19 protein-coding genes and 3 pseudogenes are annotated in these 26,575 nt (G+C 60.5%); 6 read left to right on the forward strand and 16 right to left on the reverse strand.

All coding sequences use genetic code 11. From position 1 onward, the window contains the following. Positions 1-6: 6 nt before the first annotated feature. The 8 genes from RBRH_RS07480 to RBRH_RS07510 form a co-directional block, all read right to left on the reverse strand. Positions 7-2,691 carry a CIS tube protein gene (locus tag RBRH_RS07480; RefSeq protein ID WP_013435517.1) on the reverse strand — a complete coding sequence of 895 codons (2,685 nt, stop codon included), beginning with the start codon at positions 2,689-2,691 and terminating at the stop codon, positions 7-9. 15 nt (positions 2,692-2,706) lie between these two features. Beyond that, positions 2,707-3,381, reverse strand: a complete 675-nt coding sequence (locus RBRH_RS07485; protein WP_013435518.1) for a CIS tube protein — start codon at positions 3,379-3,381, stop codon at positions 2,707-2,709. Continuing rightward, positions 3,381-3,554 carry a DUF5908 family protein gene (locus tag RBRH_RS18860; RefSeq protein WP_013435519.1) on the reverse strand — a complete coding sequence of 58 codons (174 nt, stop codon included), beginning with the start codon at positions 3,552-3,554 and terminating at the stop codon, positions 3,381-3,383. Before RBRH_RS18860 ends, RBRH_RS07485 begins: the two co-directional genes overlap by 1 nt. Further along, positions 3,551-4,132, reverse strand: a complete 582-nt coding sequence (locus tag RBRH_RS07490; RefSeq protein ID WP_013435520.1) for a phage tail protein — start codon at positions 4,130-4,132, stop codon at positions 3,551-3,553. The genes RBRH_RS18860 and RBRH_RS07490 overlap by 4 nt, the downstream gene beginning before the upstream one ends. 21 nt (positions 4,133-4,153) lie before the next feature. After that, positions 4,154-5,422: a phage tail sheath family protein gene (locus RBRH_RS16235; protein ID WP_013435521.1), complete on the reverse strand. Its 1,269-nt coding sequence runs from the start codon at positions 5,420-5,422 to the stop codon at positions 4,154-4,156. Between the two features lie 239 nt (positions 5,423-5,661). Then, complete coding sequence (locus tag RBRH_RS07500; RefSeq protein WP_157864388.1) at positions 5,662-6,966, reverse strand: phage tail sheath family protein; 1,305 nt, start codon at positions 6,964-6,966, stop codon at positions 5,662-5,664. A gap of 62 nt (positions 6,967-7,028) precedes the next feature. Beyond that, positions 7,029-7,478 (reverse strand): phage tail protein, encoded by a 450-nt coding sequence (locus tag RBRH_RS07505; RefSeq protein WP_013435523.1) that lies wholly within the window; start codon positions 7,476-7,478, stop codon positions 7,029-7,031. Between the two features lie 535 nt (positions 7,479-8,013). Further along, positions 8,014-8,466: a transposase gene (locus tag RBRH_RS07510; RefSeq protein ID WP_013435524.1), complete on the reverse strand. Its 453-nt coding sequence runs from the start codon at positions 8,464-8,466 to the stop codon at positions 8,014-8,016. Between the two features lie 333 nt (positions 8,467-8,799). On the opposite strand from RBRH_RS07510, the pseudogene RBRH_RS07520 reads away from it, so the two are divergent. After that, positions 8,800-9,886 (forward strand): annotated as a pseudogene (locus tag RBRH_RS07520) (IS3 family transposase); the annotation flags it as partial. A gap of 605 nt (positions 9,887-10,491) precedes the next feature. Next, positions 10,492-11,380 (forward strand): annotated as a pseudogene (locus RBRH_RS07530) (transposase). A 319-nt stretch (positions 11,381-11,699) separates the two neighbouring features. On the opposite strand, the gene RBRH_RS20195 reads toward RBRH_RS07530, so the two are convergent. Both RBRH_RS20195 and RBRH_RS07540 read right to left on the reverse strand, forming a co-directional pair. Next, complete coding sequence (locus RBRH_RS20195) at positions 11,700-11,867, reverse strand: hypothetical protein (protein ID WP_463140212.1); 168 nt, start codon at positions 11,865-11,867, stop codon at positions 11,700-11,702. A gap of 129 nt (positions 11,868-11,996) precedes the next feature. Next, positions 11,997-14,489: a penicillin-binding protein 1A gene (locus tag RBRH_RS07540; RefSeq protein ID WP_041753618.1), complete on the reverse strand. Its 2,493-nt coding sequence runs from the start codon at positions 14,487-14,489 to the stop codon at positions 11,997-11,999. Positions 14,490-14,840: 351 nt separating this feature from the next. Here RBRH_RS07540 and RBRH_RS07545 point away from each other — a divergent pair, with 351 nt between their 5' ends. Both RBRH_RS07545 and RBRH_RS07550 read left to right on the forward strand, forming a co-directional pair. Next, positions 14,841-15,524 (forward strand): PspA/IM30 family protein, encoded by a 684-nt coding sequence (locus RBRH_RS07545; protein ID WP_041754305.1) that lies wholly within the window; start codon positions 14,841-14,843, stop codon positions 15,522-15,524. A 59-nt stretch (positions 15,525-15,583) separates the two neighbouring features. Further along, a complete protein-coding gene (locus RBRH_RS07550) occupies positions 15,584-16,780 on the forward strand; it encodes a tetratricopeptide repeat protein (RefSeq protein WP_041753619.1) in 1,197 nt (398 codons plus the stop codon). Between the two features lie 400 nt (positions 16,781-17,180). Here RBRH_RS07550 and pdxR read toward each other — a convergent pair whose 3' ends face one another. Continuing rightward, positions 17,181-18,698 (reverse strand): MocR-like pyridoxine biosynthesis transcription factor PdxR, encoded by a 1,518-nt coding sequence (gene pdxR, locus RBRH_RS07555; protein ID WP_013435540.1) that lies wholly within the window; start codon positions 18,696-18,698, stop codon positions 17,181-17,183. 115 nt (positions 18,699-18,813) lie between these two features. Here pdxR and RBRH_RS07560 point away from each other — a divergent pair, with 115 nt between their 5' ends. After that, positions 18,814-19,278 carry a carboxymuconolactone decarboxylase family protein gene (locus RBRH_RS07560; protein WP_013435541.1) on the forward strand — a complete coding sequence of 155 codons (465 nt, stop codon included), beginning with the start codon at positions 18,814-18,816 and terminating at the stop codon, positions 19,276-19,278. A 180-nt stretch (positions 19,279-19,458) separates the two neighbouring features. Here RBRH_RS07560 and RBRH_RS07565 read toward each other — a convergent pair whose 3' ends face one another. From RBRH_RS07565 to RBRH_RS07575, 3 genes are read right to left on the reverse strand one after another with little or no spacing between them, the layout of a single operon-like run. Continuing rightward, the gene (locus RBRH_RS07565) at positions 19,459-21,462 is read right to left on the reverse strand and encodes a response regulator (protein WP_013435542.1); all 2,004 of its coding nucleotides are present in this window, start codon (positions 21,460-21,462) and stop codon (positions 19,459-19,461) included. Positions 21,463-21,480: 18 nt separating this feature from the next. Then, positions 21,481-21,930 (reverse strand): response regulator, encoded by a 450-nt coding sequence (locus tag RBRH_RS07570; protein WP_041753621.1) that lies wholly within the window; start codon positions 21,928-21,930, stop codon positions 21,481-21,483. Then, complete coding sequence (locus RBRH_RS07575; protein WP_049786390.1) at positions 21,927-23,801, reverse strand: sensor histidine kinase; 1,875 nt, start codon at positions 23,799-23,801, stop codon at positions 21,927-21,929. Before RBRH_RS07575 ends, RBRH_RS07570 begins: the two co-directional genes overlap by 4 nt. Positions 23,802-24,071: 270 nt before the next feature. Between RBRH_RS07575 and RBRH_RS07580 the strand changes: the two are divergent. Continuing rightward, a pseudogene (locus RBRH_RS07580) lies at positions 24,072-24,431 on the forward strand (hypothetical protein); the annotation flags it as partial. Between the two features lie 129 nt (positions 24,432-24,560). Here RBRH_RS07580 and RBRH_RS07585 read toward each other — a convergent pair. Further along, complete coding sequence (locus RBRH_RS07585) at positions 24,561-25,487, reverse strand: CysB family HTH-type transcriptional regulator (protein WP_013435548.1); 927 nt, start codon at positions 25,485-25,487, stop codon at positions 24,561-24,563. Positions 25,488-25,503: 16 nt separating this feature from the next. Then, entirely contained in the window at positions 25,504-26,565 is a 1,062-nt protein-coding gene (locus RBRH_RS07590; protein ID WP_013435549.1) for a sulfate/molybdate ABC transporter ATP-binding protein, read from the reverse strand. Between the last annotated feature and the right edge of the window lie 10 nt (positions 26,566-26,575).

Consider the following 26,575-nt stretch of genomic DNA (forward strand, 5'->3'; position numbering starts at 1 on the left):
CACAATTTAGTTTTTCAGGTCAATCGTCTTTCCGGTGATATCGACTGCCGTAGTACCGTTTATATCAACTTTGTTACTTTCTATCTGCGCTTTACCCGACGCAAGCGACACCGTCGATTTCGATCCGTTGATGGTCACGCTATCCTTACCTTCCACTTCCACCTTCGGTGCCTTTACCACAACCTCATCACCGCCTGACACGTCAAGCTCGATCTTCTTTGTGCTGCTCACCTTGATCTGTTTGTCGGCTTCAATCGTGACGCTTTCCTCGCCGCTTTGAATACCTACCTTGTCTTTGGCGTGTACCTTCAGCTGTTTGTCCGCCTGCATCTCGATATCGCCTTGCGGATTGCGCAGCGTCACCTGACGCGTGCTCTTCGCGTCGATCGCCAACTGAATCTGCTTATCCGCCTGCTTCGGATCACCCACCGCTTGCGTGATCGTGTCGTGAACTTGTATCGTCATGTCTTTGTCCGCCGTCACGCGCACGTTACCGTTCTTCTTGCCCTGCCCAAAGGTTGCGCTCAGCTGGATGTCGCCATCCTGACTCGCCAGCATGATGCCGTCCTGGTCACTGAGCTTGAATTGATTCTTCGGCTCGCCGTCGACCGTCTTTGTGTTGAAGTAATTGACCTTCACTTCCTGCTTATCCCGATCGAACAGCCATTCGTACCGGCGCTCATATTGGTTCCCGTTTTTGTTGTCTTGCAGGATCATGCCCTTCACATCATTTTTTGCATCGAGCTTGTGTGGCGCCTTATTCTTCGGATTGTGCATTGCACCAAGCATTACCGGAAAGCGCGGATCGTTCTCAAAGAACCCGAGCACGATCTCATCGCCCGGCTCTGGATAGAAAAATACGCCGTTGTCCTGGCTCGCATACAGATGCGTGATGCGCGCCCATAGCGGCTTGCTCTCATCAATCGCCGGCACCTTGACGCGAATCCGGTCCCAATCCGTCTTCGGATCCGCCTTGAACGTGTCCACCACTCCAACCGTCAGTCCCTGGGCCTTGGGCACCAAGGGTGCATCCACCTCCCGAACGGCCTCCAACCCCAGCATCACCGTCGTGCGCCACACGTTCTCTTCGGCTCGAAACCGATGCACGACGCCCGTCACCACACCGAGCCCATCGAGTTGCTTACCAAAACCCTTCACTTCCAGCGTCTCACCCAGTTGGTAATCGGCCTGCCCACGCAGCGTGAAACGCGCCTGCACACCCATCGCCTGCTGGCCCAGCAACCGACCATTGGCCAGCGCACCACACTCGGTCGCGCTTAGCGGCACACCGTATTGCAGCGACCACGTCGCCGCCTGGTCAACCGGCGTCTTGAGCGACGCGGGGTCCAATGCGTGGCTGCCCAGTTTGGCCGCCTTGCCGCGCTTGGGCGGCAGCATCGCTTGCTCGCCGATATTCCAAGCTGACACGTTCACGCCGTGAGGCATGTCCCGGTTGTTTGAGAGCCACATCGCTTCCTCGATTGGGCTTGTCGGTTTGTTGGCCTCCAGGCGATGCTGGGCACCAATCGCCAGTTTCGGCACACCGATCGACACTTGCGCCTGCGGCAGCAGCCACAGTCCGTTGGCTGCCAGCCGTGCGCGCACAAACGCCCAGTCCGAGCAGTCGTATTGCACCATCTGCTCGTGCTTAAGCTCAACACTGGCCGGTATCATTTCCAGATGGGCGCCGACCCACTTCACCGACACGCCATGCTCTTTTAGAATCGCCTGGATGATCTGCCGATCGCTTTGCTCGGCAAACACCCGGCTGCGGTGCGTTGCGCTGAGCCGTTGCACACGATGCGCCACGCGCAGCGTCAATCGCTTGCTACCCTGGCGGACCGTGACCTCGCGTGCAACGATCAGACCCTCAAAGAGCACGTTGCCCGCGGCCTTGATCGTCACTGGTTGGTCCGGCGCGCACTGCGCCAAATCCGCTTGCAATGCATCGTAATCGTCGTGCTCGTTTAATGCGCTTGTCCAGCGCAACGTGGCAGATGGCAGTCGATTAATCAACGTTTGCACATCCACTTCAGTGAGCCGGAATTGCTTCAGAGTGCCGCCTTGGCCAAACTCCACCGCAATATCCAGTGCCGGTGCGTGCGGCGTCACCTCGCCCGCCTGCACGCGCGGCTTATACCGGTTCGCGAGACCGCGCAGTGGCGTGGCCCCGCCCAGCCGACCCGGCGCTGGGATACGCTGCTGTCTTTGGATGGCTGCGAGCGTAATACGCGCCACCGCTCGCTGGGGCGCAGCTTGCCGGTTGAATATCGAATAGTCGATTTCCAGCTGCGTCATGCGCGCCCAAAACTCACGCGGCGCATCGTTGTCCGACAGCCAGCGCACATTGCCCCATTGCACTTTCAAAAAGTGCGGCTCGCCGGTGCCGCTGTCAAGATCGAAGCACAACGCGCGCAGGTGCGCGAGCTGCGCTTCAATCGAGCCACCTGAGCGCGTGCCAATCGCGTCCAGCATCAGCTCCAGGCTCACTTCGCCCGGGTTTGAACGCACGTAGCGACTCATCTGCCGCTGATCGTTTACATACTGCTCCGGCGTGTAGTCAGCGCTGTAGCTCACCTCGATCGACTCCGGGTTGTACATCGCCTCGAACGTGCCGAGCGGGTGTCGACCATCCCGATCCCGATACGCGGATAGCGTCAGCTTGACCAGCGTCTGTTCCCGTGCGCCCATCTCGTCTGGCTCCCGTTAGTCCTCGTCCCGTCCGAGTGCGAGCGCCGCATGCGGCGCCAGCACGCTGATACTGTCTAAATTGTTTTGGTAGGCCAGCGACAGATAATCGCGCGCGGCCGTGCTGCGGCCCGACTGTGCGGCCACCAGTGGCAGCGTATCGCCACCCGGCACACGATGCGCGAGTGCCTGACGCACCTTGCCCGCCTGCTGGCGCTTTAACCCGCCATCAGCCATTAATGTGAGCCGCGCGCTGGCCTGTAGTACCTGGCCGCTGCGATCGAATTGCGTATAAGCGACCCGCAGCGAACGGGCCCGGCCGGCAAAATATCCGTCGCCATGCCAGCGCATCTGCCCCCAGACCACCCGCAGGAACATCGGCTCGCCGGTCTGACTGTCCGGCTCGATCCCAAAGCACATCCGATGCAGCGACTGAATCGCGGTGGCGACATCATCGCCTTGGTCCCAGCGATTAAACACGAGCTCCAGCGACAGGCTGCCCGGCTGCACCTGCCGGTACGCATCGCCGGGCCAGGTGGTCGTCAGCGACGCCTGCGACACATAGTCAGCCTCATAACTCAAATGAATTGAGCTCGGGTTGTACAGTGTCGTGAGCGTGCGCGTGGCCGTCACCGCGTCGCGATCCGCGTAAGCTTCTACGCGCAGTTTCGCCAATGCATGATCGGCTCGCATCAGACCTGCTCCTGTTGTTCACGCAACGCCTCCAGCACGCGTTGCACAACCCGGTCAATTAGCTGTGCCTGTTCCAGAGAATTTAAGTGCGGTGTGGCACGCCGCGGCACACGGCCGCGTTCGTCGTCTACCACGCGCGCTTCAATCACCAATTGTCGAATCTCAACGGTCATGCCCGCACCCCCAGCCAGCGCATCCGGTGATACGCCAGCTCCATCGTATTGATCAATACCGTATTGCTGCTCGCGTCCAAATCACCAACCTGCCATCTGATCGGCACCACGCCGGTGAGCGTCCAGCTGCTGATCGGTAAATTATGCTCGTCAAGCAACATGATGATCGCGGTCAGTCCGTCCGAAAACTGGTCCAGCGCCTTTTGCGTGAGCTGCCCTAGCACTTTCGCGTCCAACCTGTGCATCACGCCATTCACCGCTTTGCCGCCCCCCGCTATACCCAGCACGCTGATATCGAAGTCGTTAAAAGCGCGGCCCAGCCAATCCGTGAGCATCGTTGTGGGCATCACGCCGCGCTCGAGCACCACGTTGCCGAACGTCACCCGTTCTGGTAAATGCCGGCTGCCCACATTGTCGCCGCCCTCGTTGATCGTTTTGACGCTCATCTCACGCGACAGCCCGCTGATGCGCTGAAACCGCATATCGGCCGCCGACACACTCGGCATACGATTCAAGAAAAACGTCGCTGTAAAGCGATGCGACAGGCTCGGCGCATTCGGTTCGATGATCTTGGCCATGATCCTTGTTCTTTTCGCTTGTTATGCGGCCTGCTCAATTGCCGCCTGCTGGTCCAAACGCAATTGAATCTCGACGAATTCCGCCGCATGCAACACCGCCAAGCGCACTTTGATCCGTAATTGGCCCGTTATCACATCGTGTGCCGTCATGCTTTCGCCCAACCCCACGTGGACTTCGAATGCCTGCTCCTCGCGCCCGCCCGCCAATCCGCCGAGCTGCCACAACTCATGCAGCCACGCGCTCACCACTGACTTCAACTTGAACCATGTCATCGGCTCGTTCGGCTCGAACACTGCGAACTGGCACAGCTGTGTCAGGCTGGTCTGCACATATGTCAATAACCGACGAATCTGCACATAACGAAACGGTCCCGCCGTCGTACCGGCCAGTGTGCGGCATCCCCATACCCGCACGCCTCGTCCGGGAAAGCGACGAATCAGGTTGATTGACGGTGCGGTCGCACTGAACCACTGCTGCGCGCCGCTCTCGTGGCATTCGGTGCGCACCACTCTTACCAATGCCTCATTAGCCGGCGCGGACCACACGCCGCGCTCGCGGTCCGTGCGCACCATCATGCCCACGACCGCACCACTTGGAGGCAACACCGGTGGGCCATCCTCATAGTCGGTCACCAAGTGCGGCCCATACAGCGCCGCGTGCTGGCCACGCTCACCCAACGCGTGGGAGCCGCGCAGCGCGTCCAGGCACGCCTGTGCCAGTGCCATGTCGCGCGGTGCATCAAGTACAAAGAACCAATCTGGCCGCTCCTGGCACGCGCTCAACAGGTTGCGCCAGAGGTCGATATAAGACTGCGCTGCTGTGCCAAGCAAGGCCGCACCTGCCGGTTCGGCAGCCATCGTCGGCAACTCCATCGCCTGAACCAGTTGCGGCACCGCTACAAGCGTGATATCTGTTTGGTTGACAATTGGCTCATATGTTTGCGGATTGCCCAGCACTGCCTTCAGCTGCTCAAGCGTAGGCTCTGACTGCATGCGCAGCATGTATACATAACAGAGGTCCCCACCATTATTGAAATAGTGACGCACACTTCGGTAAAGCGGCTGTTGCTCCTGTTGTTGCTTCCACGGCCAATCATCGATTGTCGTCAAGCGCACCAGTTGACTATGCGGCAGATCGTTAGGATTGGAGTCGGAGTCTACCTTTTGCTCGAGCCAGCCTATCCACACCGGCACGGCACTGGGCACCTGCGGTGCCTGCGGCGCCACGCTGTTCGTCTCGGCCAGTCTAACCCCAGACATACTCCATTGCTCCGACCATTGCATGCTCATGCCGCACTCTCACTCTCGTCGCCCGCATTTACCACTTTTTGCATAAACTGCAGTTCAATGCATTTTGCCGGGCGTACTGCCGCTGCACCTATTTTCACGGTTAGTTTAGATCGCCAGAAAATAAATCGCCGTCTGTGTCGGAATATCCAGTCCGCCGGCAATAATCGCGTTGCGGACCACTATTCGATCGGCGCTCCATTATGAAGCGCCGCCCACTTTACATCGCGTCGAATCCGGTTTCACGATACCGATAGCTGCTGCTGCGACACTTGCAAGATGATGAACTCGGCCGGACGCACCGCCGCCAGACCAATCTGCACAATCAGCTTGCCGTTATTAATGTCGTCTGCCGTCATCGTCTGGCCCAGTCCAACCTGCACAAAATATGCTTGCTGCGGCGTACTGCCCTGCAGTGCTCCTTGCCTCCATAGATTGTGCAGATAAATATCGATAGCACTGCGCACCCGCTCCCACGTCGGCGCGCTGTTAGGCTCGAATACCGCTACCCCCATCGCACGGTGCACGTCTTTTTCCACCGCATTGAACAGGCGCCGCACCGGCACATACCGCCACGTGTCCAGGTCAGACTTCAATGTACGCGCCCCCCAAATCAACGGACCCATGCCACGAAACGTGCGAATCACGTTGATTGCTTTGCCGCCCGAGCTCGGCACATTCAGTATTCCGTTGAGATCATTGGACACTTTATACTTTGGCGTCACGCCGCCTTTGAGCGCCACGTTGGCCGGCGCCTTCCACACCCCACGTTCACGGTCTACTGTACAATACGCGCCCGCAACCGCCGCGCTCGGCGGGATGTCAACGCGCGTCTTATCTGACTTAATCGCCCAGTCTGCCTGCAGCCACGGGTAGTACGCTGCCGTGTACGGATTCGAGTCGTAGTCTTTTGTTGGGTCTGTTGCGTTCTTTTGTTCTGTTGCGTCTTTTGGTTCTGTTGCGTTCTTTGCCTTTTTCTGCGTCTCTTGATCGCTGCCTATACTAGCTGTCGAGGCGGTCACCTGACCGTTACGATCGATTTCTTCAGACGGCCCGTCGAATACCGCAAAGTACGTGTTGCCCGGCTTGCAGAGTGTGCTGACAGACGTCTTGAAACTGTCTAGTTTTGCCCCGGCCTGCACCAGTAACGTGATGTCGTCGAACCCCGGCACGGCCGATGCCAGCGAATTCACGTTCATCACGTAGGCCCGCCCGCCACCGTTGTCGAAATACGTCTTCAACGACAGATACAGCGGATCGCTTAACAAAGCGTCGTTAAAATTATTCAACGCCTCCTGAGCTGTCTTCAAGCTGTCTGTCGTTGTTGCGTTGGCCACCGCTTGCTGCAGTGGATCGCGCTGTTTTGCGATGAGTTGGTTTACGTCCAGCCACGACTGGATTTCCTGCCCATCCTGCAGATCGGAAACCTTAGACTGCTTGACGTCGTCACATGCAAACACTGGAATCGCTGTCTCGCCCGCCGGAATTGACAGCGCCAGCTCAAACGGCTCCTCCACATACACCCCAGGTACCTTGTAATCAACCATGATCCCCTCTTTACATTCATTGTCCATTCACCAACTCAATCGTTTGGCGACACGCTCAACTCTCAATGAAAATTTACCGTCACACGATCCGCCGCCAGGCTCAGCTCCTCGAATGCCACTTCGTTACTCGCTGCATCCAGACTTGGCGCGGTAAGCTTGGTCGGAAACGCGTTGCTCACGTTCCACGTCACCAACAGCTCTTTACCCGCCTCATCGGTCAAGCTAATCGAAATGTCCTTCTTTTCCACCCGGTTCAGTGAAATCGAGCTCATCCAGTCATACAGTTGGCTGTTTTTGGGCATCACTCCACGCTTAAGCGTGAGCGTGACTGATTGCGCCTGTCCTGGCATTTGATACAAGCCACCGAGCCCGTCCTTGTACTCAATCTTTTCCACTGACTGCTCTAACCCCGACACGCTGCTGAAGGCCATCTGCTCCTTACCGACCGTTACCGTAAAGCGATAGGTCGGAATTGGATAAGTCGCCGCCATCGTCTTGGAATCCAGTGCCATGTTCTATTTCCTACGTTAATGAGCGTAATCGATCCACTTCGTTACACCACATACTGGGCCCCTTCCCGACTGGGAGGTACCGGCCACCAATCGACATGTCCGGCCAGCTGGAGCCACCGCGTACGTCGCTTCCTTTTCATTGTCAACTTCTTACTCGTGTGCGCCACTCGCCTGACTCGTCGGGGTGGATCGCACACGCTCTCTTTTTGCGGCATTCGGCATACCGCACAAGAACGCGAGTGACCGCATGATATGTGCTGACCTATCGTCTTTGTAGCGCAAATTGTTTCTAGACAACTGCTGCATCCCGAAACGAAAAACGCCCACCTATGTCCGCTTACCGCGCATGTCTTCCCCGAAGGCTGCACGCTAACCTCGGCGGCGGACGACTCTTGCTCGACGACTTATTTGTCGCGCACGACCTTTTATCGGCTTATGCGCCACTCCGACTACCTGGGTCCAACAGCTGTCGTTATCCTCTAAGAGGGCTGATAAAATGCTTGCACAAGAGACAAAAAAGAACCAGGTAACACTCTCATCCCATCTCACAAGGCCGAGAAATCGGCGCGCGCGCAGCAGAATTTCGACTGAGCGTGGGGTCATTCGCCGCGTCGAAATTGAATTGTGAACGGGACAGCCGAAGCAACTGACACGCCCGTGATACGCTGCTCAAGCGCATCGTGCGCGCCCGAAGTACCATGGCTCGCTTTTGCTCCACCGTCAGCTCGAGTGCCTGCAACACAGCCTGTAGTAACATCCGGTCGGCTTGTTCGCGCAACATTTGGCGCCGCAGTACCGCGTGCTCACGCGCGAGCGCATCCCATCGGTGGATCGCTTCGGCCGACATGCCAGTATAGGTCTGCTTCCATAAATACAATGTCGCTCGGCTAATGCCGTGGGTCTTGCACAGCGCCGATGTTGAGTACCCCGCTTTCCATGCATCGAGCACGGCCATGCGCTGATGCGCAGACAATTTGTGTCGCCTCATCGAGTTTCCTAGTGATGTTGCCCCGTTCCAGGCGGCGAGCGAGGCGCTGCCGCCGGCAGGGCGTTTTTGAGGTTCTTGCTTACACTGTTTAAAAACTATTCTTTCTAGACATTGCTTTAAAATTGAGGTATGTAAGGCTTACCGCTGGCGTGTGCCAGATAGCAGCCAAGCTGAGCAAGCTTGATCAGGTTGCCCAAGAGCAACGGCGCCTGCGGAACAGACCGGCTGATCATGGTGAGCCAGAATATGCGCCATGATCTGCTTTAAGAATTCTGGGCCGATGCGAGAGCGAGTTTTGCGTCAAACTTGACCCTGAGCCAGGAGGGGGGCGCCATGAAACGGAAGCGCTTCTCGATAGAACAAATTGTAACTGTGCTCAAGCAAATGGAACTGGGAGGCTGGTGGCGGGCATGATCCGCCAGATCGGCATTTCCGATGCAGAAGTCCTATCGATGGAAGAAGCAATACGCTGGAATGCAGTCGGATCAAGTGCGCAATCTCAAGCAATTGCATGACAAGAATGCGCGGCTCAAAAAGCTCGTTGCTGAGCTGAGCCTGGACAAGACTGCTGCCTCAAAAAGTGGCCCGGCCCGCCCTGAGGAAAGACGTAGTCGATTACGTGGTAAGCCACTACGGATTGACGATGAGGCGGGCCTGGCGGCTCGTGAAGCAACCGCGCAGCGTTCAGTACTACCACAGCGTCAAGGACCCTCGTGCGGAGTTTCGCGTGCGCATGCGCGAGATTGCCTACACGCGCGTGTGCTACGGCTATCGACGTGTCCATGTGCTACTGCACGTGAAAACTGGCAGTTGGGAAAGAACCAGGCGTACCGGCTGTATTGCAAAGAGCAGTTGCAGTTGCGCTCGAAGCTGGCGAAGCGACGAAAGATGGTGGTGACACGGGTAGCGAAGATCATGCCGGCCAAACCGAACGACACCTAAAGTATGGATTTATAGCCGACCAGCTTGCTGATGGCTCAAAATTCCGAACCTTGACGATCGTGGGTGTCTTTACGAAGGAGGCACTGGCCATCAAAGCCGGTCAACGATTAAGAGGCGAACACGTGGTGTCAGCACTGAATCGAATCACAGCCAGAAGCGGCGCTCCACGACACCTGTTCGTGGACAATGGCAGCGAATTTTCCTGGCGTCTGCTCGATATATGGGCGTATCATCATCGCGCAAAAGTTGACTTCACCCGGCCGGGTAAGCCGACGGATAATTGACACATCGAAATGTTACGGATCATTCTGCGACGAGTGTTTAAACTTATATTGGTCCAAGACGTTGAGCGAAGCAAAAGCGCCTCGTCCAAGCGTGACGCCGGAATTGCAACGAGAGCCGTCCTCTCTCTGCTCTCAAAGAGTCGGCGCCCGCTGAATTTGCCTGTCAGCTGGTGCTTTTGCCGGATCCGGCTGGACCCGAAACGCCGAAAAACTCGCAACTCGTTCTAGATCTGGTCTGCGAAACCCAAACGGATCAAATCGGATCACACTCTCGCTTCACACGCAAAGCGATTCATGCATCAGCTGGTTTAAAGCACTGCAACACGCCGGCACACACCAGCGCGGGTCGCTAAACAATGAGCAGAAGAGTGGATATGCTTGATCAAGTATCACGCGGCGTTACTGCCGTGCTCGTGAAACTGACAGTAGGAGAAAGAGACTGGGGCTGTACCGCGCACTTGAGGAGAGTGTCGTTGAGTCAAGCCAGTATCCACTTTCATTATCGTGCCTCAAACATCGCTTGCATGGATTGAAGACCGCGGTACTGCACCTGCCTCAGCGAACCGTCATGCCTCATTTCGCTGCGCGCCCTTCGTTCAGATAGAAAGGAATTTCTCACAAGTGCAACAAAATTTCAAGCTTTATGAACTGCGGCATTTGTCCCATCGTGCCATCACGCTATTGACGTACCCGCTTATGTCGCCCAGGTGCAGTGCGCGATTGACCGCCTCAGACGCTTGAAACCCGTACCACCGATGCATTACCGGCTTGAATTTTCTCATTAAGGCAATTCTACGGAATGAAGAAATCGAAATTTACAGACAGCCAGATCATGGACGCGCTCAAGCATGAAGAGTCGGAACTGGCGGTACCGGACCTATGCCGAGAATTGGTTATCAGCACAGCGACGTTCTACAAGTAGCGTTCGAAGTACAGTGGCATGGACGAGTTGTTGATCGCGCGGATGAAGGAGTTGGAGACCGAGAATGCCCGGCTGCCCAAGATGGTCATCGAGGAGAAGATCAAGGCCGAGATCGTTGCTCAGGCGCTCGCAAAAAAGACTGAGGCTATCTTGCTGGCGTGATATGGCCATGCATGCGGTGTCCAGCCGGAGCGTATCGATTCGGCTGGCATGTGAGGCGTTTGGGATCCGCCAAGCCTGTTATTAGTACGTCGGTCGGCGCAGCGCCGAGAACAACGAGATTGCGAACTGGCTACTGCGTCTGTTCGACAACCGCCGGAACTGGGGCTTTGGGCTGTGCTTCCTGTACTTGCGTAACGTGAAGGGCTTCAGCTGGGATCACAAACGTGTGTACCGGATCTATCGCGAGCCCGAGTTAACTTGCGGATCAAACCGCATAAGCGGCTAATCAGACAGGCACCTGAACCGCTGACGGTACCGTCAGCCGTCAACCAGGTTGGATCCATGGATTTCATGCACGTCCAACTGTCCGCTGAACGCCGCATTCGGCTACTCAACGTGATCGACGATTTCAACCATGAGGCACTCAGCATCGAAATCGACCTCTCGTTGCCGTCGCAGCGGGTGATCCGTGCGATGCGCCAGATCATCAGTTGGCGTGGCAGGCCGAATCGCGACCGATTGGATGTGGATTAACCATCACGACTGCCCGAGCATGGCCCTGGGCGGATTAACTTCAAAGCAGCGGCTGGCCATCGCCGCATAGCTTCTACTTCTGAACTGCGTGAAAAGGGGGTCACCTTTCAAGGTGATTAAATGGCACATGCAGCCTTGATGACACGTGCGGTTAAGACATGCTCGTGCCACGCATCCGCAGCATAGCTTCCCTTCTTGGGCACTTTCGGTTCCCGCACATGTTTGCGCAACGTGCGAAGATCAACGTGCGTAGCGATCTTGTTCAGCCTACGGCCGAGTTGAGCCAATCATAGCCTTCCTATATCTGGGCTGGTACCGCGATCAACATCCCGGCATAGGTTGCCCGGATTCCGCTGACAAAGTAATACGGCGAGAGCTCAATGCCACCGCTAAACAGCGCCGCGCGGCCAAGACGCGGAAATCGGCGTGAAATGAACAGGGAAGCGCCGATGACGAGCGAACCAAATGTTGATCGAAGGCGTGTTGTGTGTACCGTCGTTGCCCATCAACAGATGCCCGTCCATGTCGACGGGCACGCTGGCGATCGTGCGCAGCAAGTGAAGGAATTCGCTGCTGCGATAGAGCCGGCCCAATTCACCCACAACTTTGCCGGCGGTGATGTTCCCATTCTCGCAGCATGCTTTTTGGGTCAGCGCGTATGGAGTAGCCCGGCGGCTTGGCACGCATTACGGCTTGCTGTCGTCGAACAGGTTCATGATCTGCTGGCGCTCCGCCGAATTCACATCGGGCGGCGGCGTCGGCGGTTGCATACCACCCGGCCCCACCGTGCCGAACTGTGCGTTCGAATCGCTTGCACCGGCCGGCGCGTTCGCGTCGAGTCCGATCGACGCGATAAAGCCGTTACCCGGCGTCTTGTCCGCGTAGAACAGCTCACCATCGATCGTTGTCAACCCTTCAGGCATTGGCGCCTGGTACTGCGGCACGCCGCGCAGCGCGCGTCCCATGTACTGGACCCAGATTGGCAGCGCCAGCTGCGCACCGAATTCGCGGCTGCCGAGCGATTTGGGCTGGTCATAGCCCATCCATGCGACCGCGACCAGGGTGTGCTGATAGCCAGCGAACCAGCCGTCCTTGGCGTCGTTGGTCGTCCCGGTCTTGCCGGCCAGGTCGCCGCGATGCAACACGTTGGTTCCCGAGCCGGTGCCCGCCGACGCGACCGAATGCAATAGGCTGTTCATCACATACGCGTTGCGCGGGGCAATCACCTGCGGTGCATTCTGGCCGGCCACCAGCGGCTGGGCCTTCAACAACGGCTCGCCGTGCGCATCGTCGACCTGCGCGATCAAATACGGATTGACTCGATAGCCACCGTTTGCGAACACCGAATAGGCTGCCGCCGACTGCAGCGGCGTCACCAGTCCCGCGCCCAGCGCCATCGGCAGGTAGGGTGGCGTCTTGTCAGGATCGAAGCCGAACCGCTCGGTCACGTATTGCTGCGCGTACTGCGTGCCGATATACGACAGAATCCGGATCGATACCAGGTTCTTGGACTTCTGCAACGCCACACGCATCGGCATCGGGCCCTCGGGCTGGTCATCATCCTTCGGTTCCCACGCGTGCCCACCCGGTGTCGTCGGCGGAAAATACAACGGCGCGTCGTTGATGATGGTTGCCGGGCCCAGCCCTTTTTCCAACGCGGCCGAATAAACGAACGGCTTAAAGCTCGAGCCCGGTTGCCGCCACGCCTGCGTGACGTGGTTGAACTTGTTCTTGTTGAAATCGAAGCCGCCGACCAGCGCGCGGATCGCACCGTCCTGCGGCGTGACCGATACGAGCGCACCCTCGACCTGCGGCAGCTGCGTAATCGAGGCCCAACCGTTCGCCTCGCGCACGATGCGGATCACCGAGCCGGGCCGGATCCGCACTGACGCCGACGCGCGGGGTGACAGTGCGCCTGCGGCAAACCGCAGCCCGTCGCCGCTCATCTGCACGACGGTGCCATCGGACAACTGCGCATCGACCTGCCGCGGACTCGCGTCAATGACCACAGCGACAAGCAGATCACCGTTGTCCGGATGGTCGACGAGCGCGTCCTCGATCGCCTGGTCGCGCTCATCGCCGGCGGGCGGCAGTTCGATGCCCGCCTCGGGTCCGCGATAGCCATGGCGGCGCTCGTAGTCGAGCACCCCTTTGCGCACTGCGTCGTAGGCGGCGGCCTGATCCGCCGAGTCGATCGTCGTCGTGACCGTCAGCCCGCGCGTATAGGCCTCGTCGCGATATTGCGCGTACATCGCCTGGCGCACCATTTCGGCGACGTATTCCGCGTGCACATTGTATTCGTTGCCCGCCGTACGCACGTGCAAGTCTTCGTGGATCGCCTGGTCGTATTGGTCCTGCGTGATGTAGCGCAACTCAAGCATGCGCTTCAAAATGTACTCTTGCCGCACCTTCGCACGCCTGGGATTGACGATGGGGTTGTAGGCGGACGGCGCCTTCGGCAATCCCGCCAGCATGGCGGCCTGCGCTAGCGTAATGTCCTTCAGGTCCTTGCCGAAGTACACGCGGGCCGCCGCGGCAAATCCGTACGCGCGCTGACCGAGATAGATCTGATTCATGTACAACTCGAGAATTTGATCCTTGGACAGCGCCGCCTCGATCTTATAGGCGAGCAACATCTCGTAGATCTTGCGCGTATAGGTTTTTTCGCTGGACAGGAAGAAGTTGCGCGCTACCTGCATCGTAATCGTGCTCGCGCCCTGCGTCCGCCCGCCATGCATGAGGTCCGTGATGCCCGAGCGCAGGATACCGATGAAGTCCACGCCGCCGTGCTTGTAGAACCGATAGTCCTCGATCGCCAGCACGGCCTTCTTCATCACGTCGGGCGTGTCCTGGATTCGCACAAGGCTGCGGCGCTCCTCGCCGAATTCGCCGATTAACACGTGGTCGGCCGTGTAAACGCGCAATGGCACCTTAGGGCGATAGTCGGTCAACACGTCCAGCGATGGCAGCTTGGGTCCCATCACAACCAGCGCGTAGCCCAGCGCCAGTGCGCCGATCACTGCGGCAGCCGCCACCAGGCTGGCCAAGCCCAGCATGCACGAGGCAGTCAGCGAGCGCGGCCCACCCCGCTGGCGTGCCGCGGCATGCTGCCGCGTCGGTGACGCGCGGCGCTCGCCGCGTTGAGGATCGGACGGATCGGGTCGTTTTACGGTAGGCATGTCAAGATAACACCGCGGTCTCGTCGACGCGCGTGATGTTACCGCCCCGTGCGGATTGCGGCGTCGCGACAAAACGCGCATTTTAATGCGTGCACGCGGCGCTCCCCCCGACTTTTTTGTAAGCAATTGCTGATGCGCGCTGCCGCACCGCGTCGCAGCCACGTCGCGTATGATCCGCACATCAGGCAGCGCGGCGGCGCAACAAATCCGCCATCAACCCGTCAAAGCACAGGCGTAGCCTGCACGCGAGCCGGCCAACGGCGCGACAAGTGCGGCTCTTGCAACCACCCGCCCAGCCCCCATATTCGCGACGGTCAATGCTCGTGCGCGGTCCAATCAACGGAGGAATTCATGTCGCTACTGAACACCATCTCCCGGACGCTCAAGGGTCTGCTAAACGACGCAGCCGAATCGGTCCAGGATCCGTCGCGAGACGCGCGGCAGATCATACGCGAACTCGACGACAGCATCGCGAAGGCAGAGAACTCGCTGATCGAGATCGAGGCGCAGGTCGCGATGCAGCGCAGCAAGCGCGACGTCGCCGATGACAAGGTGAAGAAATACGAAGAGGGAGCGAAACGCGCGCTGCAATCCGGCGATGAGGCCCTGGCCCGCGAAGCACTCAGTGCCCAGGCGAATGCGCAGGCCGAACGCGACGCGATTGCGAAGGAACTGGCGGCACTAGAGCCGTCGGTGGGACAGCTCAAGCAGCAAATCAACGCGATGCGCGAACGTCGCAACGACCTGAATGCACGCTCGAATATCCTGCAAGCCAAGCAGCAGATCGCGCAAGCGAAGGATACGGCGGCTACCGCGCTAGGCGGCATCGGCGGCCAAAACCTTGCAGAAGACTTTCAGAAACTCGAGGACAAAGTCGCGCTGCAGAATGCGCGCTCCGACTCGCGACTGAACTCGGCTGACGAGCGTAGCGGCAAAGCGCTGGATGACAAGCTGGCCGCGCTGTCCAAGGGGCCCTCCGTCGACGATCGTCTCGAGGCGCTGAAGAAGCAACTCGGCATAACCGCCCAGTCGTAAACCGCATGCGCCACGCTCCGGTGCACCCCTGTACGGCCGATGCATGGCCCGATCGAACAATGAAGAAACTTTTGGCGATCATCCTGGCCAGCGCCGCCATCGCAGCGTCGGCTGCCGCCTTTGCGTTGCCCAGCACGCGCGACGTCGACAACGCGATTGCACGAGGCAACTGGCAGCAAGCACACAGCCAGCTCGTCGAAGTGTTGCGCACGCATCCGAACAGCGCCCATGCGCACTACCTGTACGGCCAGGTACTCGCCCGGGAAGGCCGAGCCCCGGACGCGCTGGCCGAACTTCAGAAAGCGCGGGCGCTTGACCCTGAACTGCGCTTTGCCTCCAGCGCCACACAGTTCAACGCTATCGAGGCGCGTGTGCAGCAACAGGCCGAACGTGCGGTGTCGCGCAGTGGGCCGGCACCGTCTGCACCCGCGATGCTGCCTGGCAACGCCGGCACGGCGGTGGCGCCCATCACGCCGCCTGTGCACGCGCCGCGCCACGGTCCATCGATCGGCATGTGGATCGGCTTCGTTATCGTGCTCGCATTGGTCGTGCTGCTGGTGTGGCGCACCGTGTTGCACGCACGTTCGAACGATGACAGCCGCGCGCAGGAGCAGCGCCGCGCGCAACTCAAGCGCGCGACCGAACTGCTGAACGCGGCGCGCTCGCTCAAGCTCGATGTGCGTCTCTCGACGGCGCCGGGACACGAAGCGCTGCTTGTCGAAGTCGACGTGATCGAAACCGCGTTGCGCGAGTTGACCGACAAGCTTGCGAACAATGGCAGCCCGGTGCCCGACTATGCACTCGAGGATCTCGAGCGTCGCCTGAACAGCACCCGAGCCCGCACTGAAGGACGCCCCGATCCCAATGCGGCCGCGGGCAATGCCGGCACCGGTACGCTGCCAAGCAGCGGGAACCCGTCCGTGTATGCCCAGGAAGCCGAACGGTTCGGCCAAGCGCCGGGCGGCGCGGCGCCACCGCCACCGCCGACGCAACCGACCGTGATCGTGCAGCAACCGGGCGGCGTTGGAGGTGGCATGGGCGGGCTGTTGACCGGCGTGCTGCTCGGTCAGATGCTCGGGGGCAGCCGCGAGCGGGTGATTGAGCGTGAAGTGATCGTTGACGACGAGCGCCGGCGAGGCAATCCTGGCGTACAGCCCGACCCGGGATTCGATGTCGGCCGCGGCAACGACGATTGGGACGACGACGCGGGCAGTAGCATCGACGTCGGCGGCAACGACGACTCGAACTGGACCTGAACAGCCCACGCATTGCGCGCAGCCGATTGGACGTCTATTGCGGCTACGGCTACAGTATGTACCCGCCGGCGAACATGCGCACGATGAAACGCTGCGCCGTATCCAGCAACACCTCGCGGCGCGCCGGCGTATGGATGTAGTCTTGCGACAGGTGAAGCAGGTATACGACGATCCGCGAGTAAACTTCGTCTAAGCTATCATGCAGCCATCACGGCATCTATTGCATCCGCGGCACGTCGTCGGCCATTTCCGGCGCGACGCCTACCCAGCACGCGACGGACCACGCCGCGCATTGCCGCGAACGCTCCGTGATGTTCGGCCAATGCACAGACGAACACACCCCGATGAAGGAGGACCTGGCTCGGGTGCTGGCAGAACTGCGGCAATTCCTCGGCAGCCATCACGCGTAAGGTCGCTCGAATGCGGTGGCTAGCTTGACGGCAACGTCGTCGGCCCGTTCCGGCAGCACGTTGGTAAAGCTCATTAACAACGCGTCACGTCGCCGCTGATGCAAATACCACTGCGACAGCGCATCGGGTGCGAGGCCGCTGCGCACCGCTGCCCGGGCCAGCAACACGTCGTTCGCCAACGAGCCGTCGCGTGGCGCGGAGCACTCACGCAGCCAGCCGATCAGATGCATACCGCCGACGCTGGGCGAAATATCCAATACACCGCCGACACGACGGTGCAACGCCGCGGCAAGTGCGTCGCGGCGCACCGCATACGCGGCGCGCATCCGGCGAATGTGCCGGCTGAAATGTCCGGCTTCGATGAAGGCTGCGATGCTTTCCTGCAGTGTCAGGGCCGGGGGCGGGGCCAGCAACGCGGCCACCTTGGCCAAGTGCCCGGCGAGCGTTGGCGGCGCGACGATATAGCCGAGCCGCAGGCCGGGCGCGAGCACCTTGCTGAAGGAGCCAACGTAGAGCACGCGCTCGCCGCCGTCCAGGCTTGCCAGCGCGGGCAACGGTCGGCCTGAGTAACGAAATTCCCCATCATAGTCGTCCTCGACGACCCACGCGTTGGCGCGCACCGCCCAGTCCAGCAACGCGAGCCGCCGCGGCAATGACAGCGATACTCCCAGCGGCGCCTGGTGCGAAGGCGTGACGAATGCCATGCAGGCCCGTGGTGCCTTCGCCACGCCTGCGTCGACATCCAGTCCTTCGTCGTCAATTGGCACGCCAACCAATTGCGCGCCGGCCAGCCTTAATGCGTCGCGTGCCCGTCGGTAGCCGGGATCCTCAAACCAAATCGGGCGCGACGCCGTCGCCGGCAATAACGCCGTCATCAGCAGTCCAAGCGCGCCATGATACCCGTTCGTGATAATGATTCTGGCAGGGTCACAGTCGATTCCGCGCGCTATCGCAAGATAGCCGGCAATCGCATGACGCAAGCGGAACTGTCCTTGCGCATCGCCGTAACTGAACGCTTCCGCGGCCAACACGCGCCCTTCGTGACTCGCTACCCGGGCCCACAGCTTGCGCGGGAACAAATCCAACGCGGGCAGTCCCATTTGCAACGGCGCCACGGCTATCGGGGCACTCACTGATGCACTGTCGGCCGACGGTGCAGGCGCGGGCTTCGTCGGCCCATGCTGTGGCGGGAGTCGTGCATTGATCCGGGTGCCGGCCGCGCCGCGCGTCTCGATGAACCCTTCCGCCGCGAGCAACTCGTAGGCCAGTTCAACCGTACCACGGGCAGTATTGAGTTGCGTGGCAAGCGCACGCGTGGACGGCAGCCGCATGCCGGCGGGCAATCGGCCGTCCAAAATGCCCTCACGAAGCCGGGTGACCAGCTGCCGATACATGGGCTCGCCGCACCGGCGGTCTAGCTCTAGCGTGCAGGCCCACTCGGCCGCCGGCATCGTGCTGGTCCGACATTCGCGCGCCATGGCCCGCTTGCCGCCGTGCTCCGCTGTCATCGCCCTGCTCCAGCTCGCATCATGGCCTACTCATTTAAACCGTTTTTGGCCTTTTACGATAACCCATCCGCCGCCTACGATAAAGGCTCATAGTCCATTGACGTGAAAGGAAACCATGATGAGCCAACCTCGCCTGCCTTACCGTGAACTGTCCAAGGACGCCTATCTTGCATTGGCATCGGTCAATGCCGCACTGGGACGTTCCACGCTCGGCCAGAAGCTGTGTGATCTTGTGTTCCTCCGTGTATCGCAGATCAACGGATGTGCGTTTTGCGTCGACATGCATTCACACGACCTGCTCCAGCAAAGTGAAAACATGCAACGCCTGCTCAGCATGCCAACCTGGCGCGAGACCGAGCTATTCGATGCGCGGGAGAGCGCAGCGCTGAACTGGGCCGAGCGCCTGACCACACTACCTGGCGGCCATCCAGCCGATGCCGATTTCCAGGCACTGAAAGCTCACTTCAGCGACACGGAAATTGCCGACCTGACTTTCGCGATCGCGGTGATCAATGCTTGGAACCGACTCGGCGTCGGCATGCAACTGCCAGTCCCACGCCGTACCGCCAGCGCCGGTTGAGTCGCCTGGGTCGCTTACATCGCTTGAGCGCTTGACGCCGCTGGGGTCGGGGCAACCCTGGCAGCACCACCCGAAGATATCGCATTGCTGCGCAAGATCCGCGACAAACTGCAAAAGCGCGACTGACACGCCTACACAAGGTCCCGCGTGGCGCGCGGCAGGCGCCGCAACGTCACGGCGTCAAGTGGTAGGCGTGGACAATGCGTCACCGCTGCCCTTGGCCATCGCGATCTCCTCGATCAGGCCTTCGAGCAGCGTGAAGTTGACCGGCTTGGTCAGGTGCGACATAAAGCCGGCCTCCAGACAGCGGCGCACGTCGTCATCCGAGCCATAGCCGGTCAGCGCCACCGCCGGCACGTGTGCGCCGGTCTCGATGCCGCGCAACGCCGTGATCAGGTCTAGCCCCGTACCATCGGGCAAGCCAATATCGCTGACCACAAGATCGAAGTGCCGCTGCCGTGCGGCCTGCAGCGCCGAGGCCACGGTCCCGGTCGCGATCACGTTGTGGCCAAAGCCCGCGATGAGCTGAGCCATCACGTCGGCTGTGTCCTGATGGTCTTCGACCAGCAGGATGTCCAGCGTGGCACGCTGCGGCGCCGCCGCGATCGTGCCGCGCTCCATCACCGGCCCAGGTGCCTCGACACTAGGCAACACGATCGTAAAAGTGGCGCCGCGCCCTAATCCCTCACTGGCAGCGTGCACCGTCCCGCCATGCACGTCGGTCAGCGCCTTGGTGATGGCCAGGCCTAGCCCCAGGCCACCGTACTGCTGGGTGGTATGCTGCCCACCCTGCTCAAATGCGTTGAATAGTCGCCCCAGTTGCTCCGGCGCGATGCCGATACCACTATCTTGCACGTCAATCTGGATCTGCGGCGCACCGGTTTCAGATGGCACCTCGGCATCGCGCGTGCGCAGCACGATGCGGCCATGCTCGGGCGTAAATTTGGCCGCGTTCTTGATCAAGTTCCATAACATCTGCTGCAATCGCGCGCGGTCGGCGCGGACGAAGCGGTGCTGTGCAGTGCAATCCAGTTCCACGCGCAATTGCTTGACCTGGATGTCGCTGCGAAAAATTTCCAGCACCGCATCGATGAGTTCGTGCACATCCACAGTCTCCAGCGCCAGCAACAGCTTACCGTTGGCCACTCGCGTCAAGTCCAGTAAATCGTCGATCAGGCGAGCCTCCAACTCGATATTGCGTCGAATGATCTTCATGGCCGAGCGCACCGGCTCGGGAACGTCACGAGCGCGCTCGAGCATTCGCGCACTGGCCAGCACCGGCGTGAGTGGCGTGCGCAACTCGTGCGACAGCATCGCGAGAAAACGGTCCTTCGCACGATTGGCCTCTTCGGCCGCCTGCCGCGCCGCCTGCTCGGACTGGAGCAGCCGCTCACGCTCGTCGCTCGCCTCGCGCTGATCCTGGATGTCCGTACACGTGCCGAACCACTTCGCAATGCGCCCGTCCGCTTCGCGCAATGCCGTACCTCGCAAGCAAAACCAGCGATATACGCCGTCATGGCGCCGCAGCCTCACCTCGCGAATGAAGCTATCCGCACCTCGCCCGACGGTCTGTCGCCATGCATCACGCAGCATGGGAAGATCATCGACATGTACCGCGTCGAACCACCCGGCACCCAGTTCCGCGCCAGCCGGCATTCCGGTGTAATCCGACCATTGCCTAGACAGAAAATCGCATTCGCCGCCCGGCGTGCAAGTCCAGACCAGATGCGGCAGCGCTTCGGCAATAGTCCGATAGTGCCGCTCGCGATCGCGCATCCGCTCAGACTCCGCCACGACACGCCGCATCTGCGCTTCGTTCAACGCACGTTCGACGGCCTCGGGCAGGTAATCGAGGTAATCGGCCGCTTTTGGCACCACATCGGACACACCGGCACGCAACGCCTCGATGATCCGCGACTCGTCCGAAAAGCCTGTCGCCAGGATAGCCGGCAGCTTGATCCCGCGTGCAACCAATCCGCGGAAAAAATCCAGTCCGGTTTGTGGCGTACCGAGCCGGTAGTCGAGCACGAGCAGATCCGGCAACGGCTCGCCAATGCAATCGAGCGCCTGCTGCACCGTCGAACATGCACTGACACGATAGCCGACCCGCCGCAACGCGCGCGCCGCAAGCAGTAAGATGCCCTCGTCATCGTCGAGCACCAGCACATGAGCGTCGCTGGACATGATGGCTCCGGGACGTGGTCAGCGTGCGCTCGGCCGCACGCTGCATGGCAGCTTTACGACCTGCAGGAAGAAGCCCAGCCGCCTGACCGCCTCGATGAATGCATCGTATTCGACCGGCTTGGTGATATAGACATTGCAGCCGAGTTCGTAGCACCGCTCGATTTCGCGCGGATCGTCGGTGGTCGTGAGCACGATGACCGGCAGCGACGCGGTCTGCGGCGATTCCTTCAGACGGCGCAGCACCTCGACCCCGTCCACGCGCGGCATCTTCAGATCCAGCAGCACTACGCAGTTGCGCAGATCGCCAAGCGGCTCGGGACCGAAGAAATAGTCTAGCGCCTGGTGACCGTCGGACAGCCGCTTAAAGCCATTAGTCAGGCCTGCGCGGCGCAGATTGCGCTCGACCAGTGTCGCATGGCCATCGTCATCCTCGATTAGGATGATGCTGACCGTCTCCCCGATTGTCATGATTTTTCCCAAGAAGTATTGTATGCACCGGCATACGGACCGAAACCGGCGTCCTCAACCCGGTGCGCGGTCAGTACATGGAGAGCAGCCATGCCCGCCTCGCGCTGTGCCCAGTAAGGCAAACGTTTGCCGCTGTCTTGATTTTTCACCTCTGGTGCGCGACCGATCGCGACACCTCCCGGGTACGCCATGCCCAGCGGCGCGTGCGCAGGTAATGCAACGTAGAACGTCGATCCCGCGCCTTCGGCCGACTCGACCCAGACACGTCCGCGATGGCGCTCCACCATCCGCTTGACCAGCGCAAGCCCGATTCCATCGCCAGGGCCCGCATCCGTATGCAGCCGCTGGAACGCGCTGAATACCTTTGGCAGCGACGCCGCCGGAATGCCGCGCCCGTTGTCTCTTACATAATAGACGCGATGGCGCTCGCCCGTGCCAGCTAGCCGCACCGTGGCGATGCGACCGTTCGGCCCAGGCTGCACGACGTGCGCCGTGGGCGCGGCGGCTTGTGGCAAGTCACCGTCACCGCCCGGATTGATCCAACCGACCTCGATCACGCCGCAGCGGGACGGATCTAGGTAAGCAAATGCATTGCCGACCAACTGGCCGAAAATTTGCTCGATCGCGCCAGCATCGCCCCATGCCGGCGGCAGCGGCTGAACCAGCACGCGTGCGCCGTTCGCCGCCGTTTGGCCTTTCAGCGCCCCGATTATCCGCTGCAATACAGCGCTCATGTCCACCAGCGCCCACTGGTACTCGACCCGACCCGCGCGCGACAACCGCAGCAATGCCTCGATGATGCCGCCTGCGCGGGTGACCGCGCTTTGCAGGAAACCGATCGACTCCTGAATTTCGCCGTCAACGATGCGCTGCAGCCGCTCACGCTCGGCCACGGGCAGATCCAGCTCGCCAATCGTCTCGCGCAACTCGCTGGCCGAGACCTTCAACTCGCGCGAGAATCCTTGCAGATTCACCAATGGCGAGCGCAGATCATGCGACACGCTGTAAATAAACATCTCATTGTCCTGCGTCTGTTGACGCAATTCCTCGTTGACCTGCGCAAGCTCACCGGTGCGTCGTTGCAAGTCGGCCTTCAACAATGCGTGCTCGCGTTCGGCCCGCACCAGCTTGCGGCTCGTATCGTGCAGCACCTCGTCAAGCTGTGCGATTTCGTCGCAGCCACCCAACGGGGCGCCTAGAGGCTCGCCCGTGCCCAGGCGCAGCGCGTTCATCGTCAAAACCTCGATCCGCTGGCCGATGTGTCGCGCAAACGCAAGCGCTGTGATCACCGCAATCAGCAGCGACACGCTCACCGCAAACCAGAGCATGAACTGTTGCGTCTTCAGCGAGCCTTGCAACTGAGCGTTACGATCCGCCTGTAGCTTGTTCTCCGCATCAACAAAGTCGCCCAACTCGCTGCGAAATTCATTGATCTCGCGCGGCATTTCCTCACCGCGGTATGCCTCGATGACGCGCTGGCGCTCACCTTCGCGCAATTGCTCAGCCACACGCTGCGTCAGCTTGCGATACCGGTCGATTGTCTCGCGCATACGCGCAATGCGGCCGGTCTGCTCAGGATTATCGGCTACCGTCGCCTCGAGCGCATTCAGCCGGTCGGCCAGCTCGACCCATGTCGCGCGCTTGTCCGCGAACGACGGATCACCGACGATAATCCCCGTGCGCAATTGCGACGCCTGGCGCAGCAACGGACCAAGCAGCGCCTCGGCCTGGTTGATTACCTTTTTGGATTGCAACGCCCATCGTTCGGCGTCGGCCACTTGCCGTTCCACGCCGAATAACGCGACCAACAGCGCCAGTTCGCACACTACCGGCACCGCGACGAGCAATAGTCCCTTGGTAAAGAGCCTCATGCGCCAACCGGCATCCGCTCGAACGTCAATGCATGTCCCCTTGTCGAAGGCCGGCGTCACATTACGGGTCCAGTGCCGGCCAGCGAACGATTATCGGCCTTGCACGCCGATATTTCAATCGCGGAGCAAGCTCGCGGCGACATGATCCGGATTCATTTTTTGAAATCGGTCAATATGCTATAAAGATCGGAACGCCTGCGCGACGACCGCCGCTGTGTTTGCCGCAGCCGCCGTCTTTTCATTCCATCCATGCCGTTTGAGATGAATACCATGTCCACTCCAAAAAAGCGCAGACACGCATGTAGCGATGAGTCCTTTTTGACCCAACTCGCTGGCTGCAAGCCGTTCGCGCAACTCGACACTAAGATCGCGCGCGCCCGCGCTCAGGACGAACCCGTACTGTATCCGCATGCGCTGCCGGGCCTGGACGTGCTAATTTGCACGGTGCGCGGCGCGCAGCCGCCCTACCCGCGTGCGGCCGAGCTGCGCCGGCGCTGTATCGAATCGGTGGCCCATGCGTTAGAGCAGCCGTTGGACGGGCTCGAGCACGGCGGCTATTGGTACGAGGCCAACGGCGTCGGCTTCCTGGTGTTCGCCAGCCGGGCGCGCACCGCGATCCTTCCGCAATTTTGCTCGATCGCAAACCGGCGCTCACACGGCGCCGAACGTAACATGCGACGCCCGCTGCGAACACGGCAGACCTAAACCGCGGCGTGCCGCCGAGTCAGCCACATGCCGTTCATCGGTGCGTTCGCGCCGTCAGGCGGCTTCGCGCAACTGGCCGGATACCTGGGCCTCGGTCAAGTGGGGTGCGAACATCTCAATCAACCGGTATGCATAGGCGCGCAGGAACGCGCCCTTGCGCAGTCCGACGCGGGTCGTGCTCGGCTCGAACAAGTGCTGCGTGTCCAGCGCGACCAACTCACTGTCTCGCTTCGGATCGTACGCCATCGCAGCGACAATGCCCACGCCCAGTCCCAGTTCGACGTATGTTTTGATCACGTCCGCGTCGATCGCCGTCAGCACTATGTCCGGCGCAACACCGGCCCGCACGAACGCCTGGTCCACGTGCGAGCGTCCCGTGAAATCCTGATCGTACGTGATGATCGGGTAGTCGGCAATGTCCTCCAGCGTCACTGCGGGCTGGGTCGCGAGCGGATGCTCACTTCGCACCACGACGGTGTGATGCCACGAGTAGCCTGGAAATGTCACGATCTCGCCGTAGCGGTCCAGGCCCTCAGTTGCGATGCCGATGTCCGCGTCGCCGTTGATGACCATCTGCGCGATCTGGTGCGGACTGCCCTGGCGCAGCGCGAGATGGACCTTCGGATACATCTCCTTAAAACGATGCACGACCTTGGGCAACGAGTAGCGCGCTTGCGTGTGCGTAGTGGCGACCACCAGGTGGCCGGTGTCCTGATCTGCATACTGCCGCGCGACGCGGCGCAGGTTTTCCGCATCGAGCAACATGCGCTCAATCAACGTGTGCACGGCCTTGCCAGGCTCCGTCAAACCAGTGAGCCGCTTGCCCCGGCGGATGAAGATATCGACACCGAGTTCGTCCTCGAGATCCTTGATTTGCTTGGAGACCCCCGATTGCGACGTATACAGTACATTTGCCACTTCGGTCAAATTCATGTTCTGGCGCACAGCCTCGCGCACGAAACGCAGTTGCTGGAAGTTCATTTCGTTTTCTCAGTTCTCATCGTTGCGCGGGAAACACCCGCACGGCACGCGGCACCGCGGTCACGCCGTCGCCGACGGCCAGCCCCAGCGCGCGCCATGCGTCACGATCGAGCTGCGCTTCCAGCGTCTGGCCAGCCTGAGCCTGAAGCTCAACGCGCACCGAGCCGCCCAGCGGCACGATCCGCCGCACGTCCACGCGGATGCCGTCCTGCGCGGCGCCCGCCTGCGGCAACAGTTGTAGATCGTGCGGTCGCACAAAGGCAAGCGCTGGTCCGCTGAAGTCACCCTGCGCGGCAATCCGTGCGCCTTCGCCGTGCGGCACGAAGCCCTGTTCGCCCAGTGTGCCGGACAGCCGGTTCGCCGCGCCGAGAAATTCATAGACGAACGCACTACCCGGGTGGTCGTAGATGTCCTGCGGACTGCCGATCTGCTCGACGCGGCCATGATTGAGCACCACGATTCGATCCGCAACCTCGAGTGCCTCCTCTTGATCGTGCGTCACGAAGAGGGTCGAGATATGCAGGTCGTCGTGCAGACGCCGCAACCAGCTGCGCAGCTCCTTGCGCACCTTGGCATCGAGCGCGCCGAACGGCTCGTCGAGCAATAGCACCTTGGGCTCGACCGCAAGCGCGCGCGCCAGCGCAATGCGTTGGCGCTGTCCGCCCGACAACTCAGACGGATAGCGTTGCGCGAGCCAATCCAGTTGCACGAGCTTGAGCAACTCGTGGACCTTTTCCCGAATTTGCGCCTCTGAGGGGCGCTCGCGGCGCGGCTTCACACGCAGCCCGAACGCGACGTTCTCGAACACCGTCATATGACGGAACAGCGCATAGTGCTGGAACACAAAGCCGACCTGACGCTCGCGCGCGCCGACGTCGTTCACGTCCTGCCCATGCAGCACAACCTGACCCACATCCGCATACTCCAAGCCTGCAATCACACGCAGCAGCGTGGTCTTGCCACAGCCGGACGGCCCGAGTAGCGCGACCAGTTCGCCGGACGGGAATTCTAGCGACACATTGTCGAGCGCGGTGAAATCGCCAAAGTGCTTTTGCAAGTTGCGAACAATGATGCCCATATCAATTTCC

The sequence above is a fragment of the Mycetohabitans rhizoxinica HKI 454 genome, from assembly GCF_000198775.1.
Classification (GTDB): Bacteria; Pseudomonadota; Gammaproteobacteria; order Burkholderiales; family Burkholderiaceae; genus Mycetohabitans; species Mycetohabitans rhizoxinica.